8 protein-coding genes are annotated in these 8021 nt (G+C 58.0%); 4 read left to right on the top strand and 4 right to left on the bottom strand.

Annotated features, from left to right (window positions below):
• The 4 genes from napA to AC1D17_RS26660 form a co-directional block, all read left to right on the top strand.
• Positions 1-1935 (top strand): periplasmic nitrate reductase subunit alpha (napA, locus tag AC1D17_RS26645; RefSeq protein WP_477568269.1); only part of this gene is annotated, 1935 nt, incomplete at its 5' end.
• Complete coding sequence (locus AC1D17_RS26650; protein WP_477568270.1) at positions 1902-2405, top strand: nitrate reductase cytochrome c-type subunit; 504 nt, start codon at positions 1902-1904, stop codon at positions 2403-2405. The genes napA and AC1D17_RS26650, both read left to right, overlap by 34 nt.
• 7 nt (positions 2406-2412) lie before the next feature.
• A complete protein-coding gene (locus AC1D17_RS26655; protein WP_477568274.1) occupies positions 2413-3108 on the top strand; it encodes a NapC/NirT family cytochrome c in 696 nt (231 codons plus the stop codon).
• A 294-nt stretch (positions 3109-3402) separates the two neighbouring features.
• Positions 3403-3993 carry a carbonic anhydrase gene (locus tag AC1D17_RS26660; protein ID WP_477568271.1) on the top strand — a complete coding sequence of 197 codons (591 nt, stop codon included), beginning with the start codon at positions 3403-3405 and terminating at the stop codon, positions 3991-3993.
• Positions 3994-4449: 456 nt separating this feature from the next.
• Here AC1D17_RS26660 and AC1D17_RS26665 read toward each other — a convergent pair whose 3' ends face one another.
• From AC1D17_RS26665 to AC1D17_RS26680, 4 genes are all read right to left on the bottom strand, one after another.
• Positions 4450-4926 carry a hypothetical protein gene (locus AC1D17_RS26665; RefSeq protein ID WP_477568272.1) on the bottom strand — a complete coding sequence of 159 codons (477 nt, stop codon included), beginning with the start codon at positions 4924-4926 and terminating at the stop codon, positions 4450-4452.
• A gap of 5 nt (positions 4927-4931) precedes the next feature.
• On the bottom strand, positions 4932-6584 hold the full coding sequence (locus tag AC1D17_RS26670; RefSeq protein WP_026203422.1) for an electron transfer flavoprotein-ubiquinone oxidoreductase: 1653 nt from the start codon (positions 6582-6584) through the stop codon (positions 4932-4934).
• A 19-nt stretch (positions 6585-6603) separates the two neighbouring features.
• Positions 6604-7506 (bottom strand): bifunctional methylenetetrahydrofolate dehydrogenase/methenyltetrahydrofolate cyclohydrolase FolD, encoded by a 903-nt coding sequence (folD, locus tag AC1D17_RS26675; RefSeq protein WP_112841521.1) that lies wholly within the window; start codon positions 7504-7506, stop codon positions 6604-6606.
• Between the two features lie 3 nt (positions 7507-7509).
• Positions 7510-8021: formyltetrahydrofolate deformylase (locus AC1D17_RS26680; protein WP_477568273.1), on the bottom strand; the 512-nt coding region annotated here is incomplete at its 5' end.

Below are 8021 nucleotides of genomic sequence, written 5' to 3' on the forward strand. Positions count from 1 at the left end.
CTGTGGACCCGCGTCGCCGACCGTCGTCTCGGCCACGATCATGTCCGGGTTGCGGTACTCTCCACCTTCACGCACCGAAGCATGGACCTGGCCGACGTCCCGATCCTGTGGACCCGCGTCGCCGACCGTCGTCTCGGCCACGATCATGTCCGGGTTGCGGTACTCTCCACCTTCACGCACCGAAGCATGGACCTGGCCGACGTCCCGATCATCTTCAAGCCGGGCACCGATCTCGTCATCCTGAACTACATCGCGAACCACATCATACAGACGGACCGCGTGAACACTGCGTTCGTTGAGAAGCACACGAAGTTCGCCCGCGGCGTGACTGATATCGGCTACGGGCTGAGACCCGATGATCCGAAAGAAGTGAACGCTGCGAACTCGGCCGATCCCGGCAAGTCGGAGCCGATGGATTTCGCGGCTTTTAAGGAGTTCGTTTCCGAATATACGCTGAAGAAGACGGCGGAGATGACGGGGGTCGAGCCTGAGTTTCTGGAACAGTTGGCGGAGCTTTACGCCGATCCAAAAACGAAGGTCATGTCGCTCTGGACCATGGGGTTTAACCAGCATGTCCGCGGCGTCTGGGCCAACCAGATGGTCTACAACATACACCTGCTCACCGGAAAAATTTCCGAACCAGGCAACAGCCCGTTTTCGCTAACCGGACAACCTTCCGCATGCGGCACGGCGCGCGAGGTCGGCACCTTTGCGCATCGGCTTCCTGCCGACATGGTTGTCACCAATCCCGAACATCGCAAGCACGCGGAAGAAATCTGGCGCATCCCGCACGGCATCATCCCCGAGAAGCCGGGATACCACGCCGTCCAGCAGGACCGGATGCTGAAGGACGGCAAGCTCAACTTTTACTGGGTCCAATGCAACAACAACGTCCAGGCCGCGCCCAACAACAGCAACGAGACATATCAGGGCTATCGAAATCCTGACAACTTCATCGTCGTCTCCGACGCCTATCCGACAATCACCGCGATGAGCGCAGATCTCATACTGCCCGCCGCCATGTGGGTGGAAAAAGAAGGCGCTTACGGCAACGCAGAACGTAGGACCCACGTCTGGCATCAGCTCGTCCAAGCGTCTGGTGATGCACGTTCTGATCTCTGGCAGATGATGGAGTTCTCGAAGCGCTTCACCACGGAAGACGTCTGGCCGGCGGAGATGCTCGAGGCTAACCCCACCTATCGAGGCAAGAACCTCTTCGACGTGCTGTTCCGCAACGGCGAGGTCGATCGATACCCGCTCAGCGAGATCAACAGCGAGTACGACAACAACGAGTCGAAGGACTTCGGCTTCTACGTCCAGAAAGGCCTGTTCGAGGAATATGCATCGTTCGGCCGAGGACACGGTCACGATCTCGCACCCTATGACGCCTACCACGAAGTCCGCGGACTGCGTTGGCCGGTCGTGAACGGGCAGGAAACGAAGTGGCGGTATCGGGAGGGGTACGATCCCTACGTCAAGCCGGGAGAGGGCGTGAATTTCTACGGTCAGAAGGATGGTAAGGCGGTTATTCTGGCCGTGCCGTACGAGCCACCTGCGGAATCGCCCGATGAGGAGTTTGATTTCTGGCTGGTCACGGGTCGGGTGCTCGAACACTGGCATTCCGGATCGATGACGATGCGCGTTCCGGAGCTTTACAAAGCGTTTCCCGGCGCACGCTGTTTCATGAACGCCGACRACGCCCGAAAACGGGGACTAAATCAAGGAGCGGAAGTCCGCATCGTTTCGCGCCGGGGCGAAATTCGCACCCGGATCGATACCCGGGGGCGCAATCGAATGCCCACGGGCGTCATCTTCATTCCATGGTTCGACGCAAGCCAACTGATCAACAAGGTAACACTCGACGCCACCGATCCCATCTCCAAACAGACGGATTTCAAAAAATGCGCGGTCAAGATTCTACCAGTCGTCGTCTGATGCGCCCCGAATGGACTGCAATCGCTGGCGGACTTCTTGTGTTCATCGCGACCGCAGCGATCGCCCAGGTGGCGACGCAGAACGTCCCGCAGCTTCAGGGCCAGACCCACGCCATGGAGTCGGGAGCGGCCGCCGTCCTCCCGAAATGGGTGATCGACGATAAACGGAAGATGCGCGCCTATCCGGACCAGCCTCCGATCATCCCCCACTCGATCGAGGGCTACGAACTGTCGGTCAACGCCAACCGTTGCCTCACCTGTCACAAGCGCGAATTCACACAGGACTCGGGCGCGCCGATGATCAGCGTGACGCATTACATGACGCGAGAGGGACAGATGATCGCGGACGTTTCGCCGCGGCGGTACTTCTGTACTGCGTGCCACGTCCCCCAGGCAGACGTCCGGCCGCTGGTTCCCAGCACCTTCAAAGACATGAGCGAACTTGGGTTCAAACCAGCGGGAAGCGAGTGAGACCATGATCGCCTGGATCAGGAAAGTCGTACTGTGGGCATGGGGGATTATGATCACCCCCGCCGTCACGCTCGGGCTTGGGTTTCTGACGCTCGGCGGCTTCATCGGCGGCGTCATGTTCTGGGGCGCGTTCAACACCGCCCTCGAAGTGACCAATACGGAGAAGTTCTGCACCGGATGCCACGAGATGAAGGCGAACGTGTACGAGGAGCTGACGCGCACCATCCACTTCTCGAACCGTTCGGGAGTGCGCGCAAGCTGTCCCGATTGTCATGTGCCGCACCAGTGGACGGACAAGATCGCCCGCAAGATGCAGGCATCCAAGGAGGTGTGGGGCAAGCTGTTCGGGACGATCAATACGCGGTCGAAATTTCTCGAACACCGTCTTGAGCTTGCGCAGCACGAATGGGCGCGCATGAAGGCCAACGACAGTCTGGAATGCCGCAACTGCCACTCTTCGGTCGCGATGGATTTGCAGAAGCAAACCCAGAGGGCCGCTGAAATCCACACGCGATACCTGCTGACGGGAAAAGCCACGTGCATCGATTGCCATAAGGGCATAGCCCACGAGCTGCCGAACATGGAAGGCATCGATCCTGGCTGGAAAATGCCGAAAGAACTCGAGGGAAAAAAGATGGCCGGAGATTCACCTGTCGATGAGCTGCGAAAGTTCGTTGCGGATGCTCACACGGGGATGTTCTGAACTTCAACGGAATGAAGCCAGGTGGGCCGAGAGACGCGTGATCAAACGTCATCGTGGGAGCTGAACACCGCGCGCCGCCTGAAGACGGCTCGTTCCAATTTCAGCCCAAGATATTGAGAGTGATCCAAGCGTTCGCCCATCCTCGCTACATCGGCGTCGTCGAAAAGATCGACGTGCATGGGGTAGTCCAAACTTCGCAATTCCAAAGGATGCCGCTTTCATACACACCTTTCGTCCTCCCRCCATAAGGGCTATACGCGCTGGGCATACGTCTATCCCTTTCGGAATCATCGGATGATCGAGAAACTTTTCACGCAGAACAAACACTGGGCTGACGCAAGAACGGCCGAACGGCCTGACTATTTCGAGCGGCTTTCGGAACTTCAGCGCCCTGAATATCTGTGGATCGGTTGCTCTGACAGCCGAGTTCCCGCCAACGTCATCGCAGGCCTTGAGCCGGGCGAGGTGTTCGTGCACCGGAATGTCGCCAATCTCATACATCCGACCGATCTCAACATGCTCTCCGTCGTCGAATACGCAGTTCACCAACTTGAGGTGAAACACATCATCGTTTGCGGACACTATGGCTGCGGAGGAATAAGAGCTGCCGTCAGCGGTGACAGCTACGGCCTCATCGACCACTGGCTTCAGCCGATCCGCGACGTCGCAGACACGTCCTTCGAATGCCGGGACTGTGGCGCGTGGAGCGAGAGAGAGTTGGACGAACTTTGCGAGGCCTCCATCATTGACCAAGTTACGAGACTCGCGCGGACACCGACATTGCAGGCCGCTTGGAAACAGGGCAAGTCAGTGTCCATCCACGGGTGGGCATATGGTTTGAAGGATGGGCTACTTTCAAATCTCGGGTGTTCGATAGAACGGTGATGCCATCGTCGAGGGGTTGGTTGCCAGTGGTAGCTGTGAAAAGCGGGTGCCGATGTTATCAAGGCCAACCGCATTGCACTTCAGAAGCTCTGGGAATTGCTCATCGATAAACTTCATCTGACCGCGTCCGAGATCAGCGACATCGAACACACGCCGACGCCGAAAACCAGGCGGTTGCTGCATACTCGCGCGCAAAAACAAAGAAGGGGCCTTCTTTCGAAGGCCCCTTCCAAGTAGAACCCACAGACCGTAACCTAATGGGGTGTTAGCTCACTTGCTAATGTCATGTTCAAACAGATAGCCCGACCGACGACGTCCAATTCACTTTAAGCGGGGGAGTAGCCCGGATCGGGCACCAATCAAAAATCCCTAGGGTCTAAAATTATGCGGCGACGCTCACTTGGAAATGTAATTTATCGTTATGGTATAACGTATCGCATAAGCATATTTATGGAACTATCGTCCGCCTCGATAATTGAAGCTTTCCAGCAAGGACTGTATGACTGATAGACCATTATGTCCGGCGATCTCAAGATCAACGTAGGACAACAACATGCGCTCGTGATCGCGCAGTAAACGCAATTGCACTAAATCTGATGACGGGCCGTGAATGTACAGGTCGTCAAATTCCTGCACAAATGGTTTTAGAACGTCGCGAAACTGATGTAGCCAGCCGTTCCAATCGTCCGGCTGTATGTCTGCGAGAAGATGCCTGGTAAGTTCAATACCACGCGCGTACTCCACCGGCCGCACTTCGTAWCGCTCCAGGAGTTCACCAAGAGCATTTCCGACGAGTTGCTCTACTATTGAGAGCGTCTGAAAATCTTGTGCCTTATCGGGGAAGAGAATTGCCATCTCTCTAAACAATATTTCACCGACGAGTTCCCCAAAATGAGCCTCTCGCAGCTTCTCGGTATATTCTTCAATTTTCATTGTCCCTACATCTCCGAGTAGACCGGCCCTTCGCCACCCTGCGGCGGAGCCCAGGTGATGTTCTCGTTGGGGTCCTTGATGTCACAGGTCTTGCAGTGGACGCAGTTCTGGGCGTTGATGACGAAGACTTGCCTGCCATCCTTTTCCACCCATTCGTAGACGCCCGCCGGACAGTAGCGCGACGACGGGCCGGCATAGATATCGTGCTCGGACCGTTTCTGCAGGTCCATGTCCTTCACCTTCAGATGGACCGGCTGGTCCTCCTCATGATTGGTGTTGGACAGGAACACCGACGACAGGCGGTCGAAGGTCAGCACGCCGTCGGGCTTGGGATAGTCGATCTTCTTGTGCTTGGCCGCAGGCTCCAGCGAAGCCGCGTCGGTCTTGCCGTGCTTCAGCGTGAACGGCGAGCTGCCGAAGATCTGGTTGATCCACATGTCGAGACCGCCTAGCGCCACGCCCAGCGCCGTGCCGAACTTCGACCACAGCGGCTTGACGTTGCGCACCCGCTTCAGGTCCTTGCCGATGTCGGAGGCGCGCCAGCTGTTTTCGATCTCGATCACCTCGTCATGAGCGCGACCGCTCGCCATCGCTTCCGCCAGCTTGTCGGCCGCCAGCATCCCCGACAGCACTGCATTGTGGCTGCCCTTGATGCGCGGCACGTTGACGAAGCCGGCCGAACAGCCAATCAGCGCACCGCCGGGGAAAGTAAGCTTCGGGACAGACTGCCAGCCGCCTTCGGTGATGGCACGGGCGCCATAGGAGATCCGCTTGCCGCCCTCGAACGTTCCACGAATGGCCGGATGCGTCTTGAAGCGCTGAAACTCCTCGAATGGGTAGAGATAGGGATTCTTATAGTTCAGGTGGACCACGAAGCCGACGGCGACGGTGTTGTCTTCGAGGTGATAAAGGAACGAGCCACCGCCGGTCTTCATGCCGAGCGGCCAGCCGAACGAATGCTGGACGAGGCCCTGTTTGTGGTTCTCGGGCTTGACCTGCCAGAGTTCCTTGATGCCGATGCCGAATTTTTGCGGTTCGCGATCCTTCTGGAGATCGTACTTCGCGATCAGCTGCTTGGCGAGCGAGCCGCGCACGCCCTCGCCGATCAGCGTGTACTTGCCGAGAAGCTCCATGCCGCAGGCAAAGCTAGGGCCTGGCTCGCCGTTCTTCTCGATGCCCATGTCGCCGGTAGCCACGCCGATGACCGAACCGGCCTCGTTGTAGAGAACTTCAGTCGCGGCAAAGCCGGGGTAGATTTCGACGCCGAGTTCCTCCGCCTTGGTGGCCAGCCACCGACAGACATTGCCGAGCGAAACGATGTAATTGCCGTGATTGCTCATCAGGCCCGGCATAGCGGCATTGGGGAGACGCAGGGAGCCGGCCGGACCGAGCAGCAGGAACTGGTCGTCGGTAACCAGCGTCTTGAAGGGATGATCCGTCTCCTCGCGCCAGCCCGGCAAAAGTCGGTCAATGCCAACAGGGTCGACCACAGCGCCGGACAGAATATGCGCGCCGACTTCGGCGCCTTTTTCCAGCACGACAACGGACAGCTCCGGATTGACCTGCTTCAGCCGGATCGCAGCCGAGAGACCGGCCGGTCCGGCACCGACGATCACCACGTCGAATTCCATGCTTTCGCGTTCAGGCATCTCTCTCATTTAGCGCGGGCCTCATTACCTACGAGAATTTTGGTGGCGTCTTGCCGGCCTTACGGTGGGCGGCGATAACGGTATTTGCCATTAACATGGCGATTGTCATCGGACCGACGCCACCGGGAACAGGGGTGATGGCACTGGCGACCTTGGCGCATTCATCGAATGCGACGTCACCGACGAGGCGGGACTTACCCTCACCCTTTTCCGGAGCATCAACGCGGTTGATGCCAACATCAATGACTGTCGCGCCGGGCTTTACCCAGTCGGCCTTTACCATCTCCGCACGGCCTACTGCGGCAACAAGGATATCCGCATTCCGGCAGACACTGGCGAGGTCTTTCGTGCGTGAATGCGCCGTCGTGACAGTGGCATTGGCGGCGAGCAGCAGGGCCGACATTGGTTTACCGAAAAGGTTGGACCGGCCGATCACGACCGCGTTGAGGCCTGAGAGGTCTTGACCGTGGACACGGCGAACGAACACCATCGCGCCAGCGGGCGTGCAGGAGAGGAGCCCGCCATCCAGGTCACCCGTCGTGACCTTGCCGGCGTTGACAACATGCAAGCCATCGACATCCTTCTCCGGGCTGATCGACTGAATGACTGGCTCGGAGCTGAGATGTTTAGGCAGTGGCAGTTGCACAAGGATGCCGTGGATCGCTTCATCGCCATTCAGTGTCTCGATCAGACGCGCAAGCTCTTCTTGCGTCGTCTCTTCCGGTAGCGTGTGCTGAACGGAAAGGAAGCCGCACTCCTTCGCCATCTTGCTTTTTGACGTAACATAGGCGCGGCTCGCTGGATCATTGCCGACAATCACAACGGCAAGACCAGGTGTGACGCCCGCCTCCTTCTCCAGGACCTCAGTGGAAGTCTTCACCGAGTCAATCACAGACCCAGCAATCTGCTTGCCGTCGATAATTCTCCCCATCGGTCAGCCCATCCGTTCCGAAACGAAGGAGCCTGGGCTCGCCGGGAATACCACCGTCCGGTTCCCGTTGATGAAGGTGCGGTGATGGATGTGCGCGTGGATGGCGCGGGCCAGCACCTGGCTTTCGACGTCACGACCAATCGAGATGTAATCCTCGGCTGACTGCGCATGAGTGATGCGGGCGACGTCCTGCTCAATGATCGGTCCTTCGTCAAGATCGGCCGTAACGTAATGCGCCGTCGCTCCAATCAGCTTCACACCGCGCTCGAAGGCCTGCTTGTAGGGGTTAGCGCCCTTGAAGCTCGGCAAGAAGGAATGATGGATGTTGATAATCTTGCCCGACATCTTCTGGCACATCTGATCAGACAGGATCTGCATGTAGCGAGCGAGCACAATGAGTTCGGTGCCGGTCTGCTCAACCACGTCCATGATACCGACGATCTCGATCGGCTTGTTGGCCTTAGTCACCGGGATATGGTGGAAGGGGATGTCGTGGTTCACGACGACCTTCTGGT

This window comes from Pararhizobium sp. P1_E7 (genome assembly GCF_056405855.1).

Coding starts and splice junctions, on each gene's coding strand:
- AC1D17_RS26670 (WP_026203422.1), bottom strand. CDS start 6,584: ATGAGAGAGATGCCTGAACGCGAAAGCATGGAATTCGACGTGGTGATC.
- AC1D17_RS26650 (WP_477568270.1), top strand. CDS start 1,902: ATGCGCGGTCAAGATTCTACCAGTCGTCGTCTGATGCGCCCCGAATGG.
- folD (WP_112841521.1), bottom strand. CDS start 7,506: ATGGGGAGAATTATCGACGGCAAGCAGATTGCTGGGTCTGTGATTGAC.
- AC1D17_RS26660 (WP_477568271.1), top strand. CDS start 3,403: ATGATCGAGAAACTTTTCACGCAGAACAAACACTGGGCTGACGCAAGA.